Source organism: Mesorhizobium sp. P2_F8, from assembly GCF_056403655.1.
Genome location: NZ_JBFUFB010000100.1, coordinates 1 through 1,447, shown reverse-complemented (window position 1 = coordinate 1,447; position 1,447 = coordinate 1). Strand labels below are relative to the sequence as shown.

The following is a 1,447-nucleotide window of genomic DNA, read 5'->3' as shown; positions in this document are numbered from 1 at the left end:
GAATTAGATTGCTGCCGCTCGATTTGAGAGTCATTGCCGCCCGGATTCGTGGATTTCATATGAACATCCAGCAGCTTACTCACTTCGTCGTGTAATGCCGCAAGATCCCCTACGACCGGCTCGAGCTCGGCAATGCCAGCTCGGCGAGGAATTGCCTCCACAACGCCGCGGAAACGCTCCCACAGGCCGCCCCAGTCGCCCCGGACGTCTTCGTCAAGGGCCGCCTCGATCAGCTTGTGGATGTCACGGCGGTGCAAGGTGATCCGCTCCCGCATAAGCCTGAGTGCCCTGGTGTCGGCGCGAACGCGTTCGGCTGCCGCTTCGAACTCGTAAGCCCGGGCCAGCAGCGGCGCCAGGGAGAAGCCAAATGCTTCTTCGATCTCCCCTCCTCTACCCTTGCGGGCGTAACGCTTGCCGTTCGGGCTGTYCCGACGGATGATCAGCCCGCAGTCCACAAGAGCCGCCAGGTGCCGCCTGAGCGTGGCATCAGGCATCCCGTGTGCCCTGAGGGACAGCTGAGCGTTCGACGGAAAGACGATGAGGTCGTTTTCCTCACTCAACTCAGTGTCAGGATAGAAAGATAGCAACGCATTCAGGACGGCCAGAGCACGATCGCCGATGCCGACGATGCTCTTGCCTTCGCAGAGGTTGCGGTAGATCTGCCACTTGTCGACGACCCCGCCCTTGGGAATCTCACGCGACTCGTTTTGCGCTGCCAGCATGGCAAGCGACATCGGCCGCCGCCCAAAGGGCGTCGTTGCAATACCCATCTCCATTTTCTTTCACCCTCGATTAGGCAAAAGAAATCTGCTCGCCAAAACGACGCCAATGACTCTTGACAGTGATTCGTGGAGATGCGATTCTCGGAGTGCTTAGTTCAGAGAGAGGCTTCCACGGCTTGCCGTTCGGGGGCCTTTTTCTTTTGCGGTTTCAGACTCCTTGTTTCGTGGTGGACTTCCGAAAGGCCTCAAACAGGTCGTCCAGTTGTCCGGCGATAAACGCTGCGAAACGCGATCCTTCGGCCTCTCCCACGGCAATCATGGTAGTTTTTCCGTTGTCTTTGAGGCTGACACTGACCGTTTTGTCTGGAGCAGCCCAGGATTTTATAGCAATCATGGGCTTTGATGGCTTGGCCGGAGCCGCAGGTCCTTTAATCGCATTGGCATCCGACGGCAGCGTCTCAAGCAGCATGATGAATCTGTCATCGGACGTTGCCTCGCGGAATTTGTTTTTGTGAGTAAGATCGAAGGCTTTCGCGAGTGAGCCGTCGACGGAATAGCGGTTTGAGAATTCCTGCCATCGTCCTCGACCAATCCCGGGGGCTTTACCAATCGATTGCAGTATCTCCTTGTCGACCGAGGAGGCGATTTTGATCATCTCGGAGACGTGCGATTTTCCGGTCGACAACGAAGCGCAGATGGTATCCCGTTTGTATCCTGCTTCCTGT

At 57.1% G+C, this 1,447-nt stretch carries 2 protein-coding genes; both read right to left on the bottom strand.

The features are described from left to right. A partial coding sequence (gene repC, locus AC1DZP_RS36175; protein WP_477309139.1) for a plasmid replication protein RepC occupies positions 1-776 on the bottom strand: 776 nt, incomplete at its 3' end. A 154-nt stretch (positions 777-930) separates the two neighbouring features. After that, on the bottom strand, positions 931-1,447 hold a 517-nt coding region (locus AC1DZP_RS36170; protein WP_477309137.1), incomplete at its 5' end, for a plasmid partitioning protein RepB C-terminal domain-containing protein.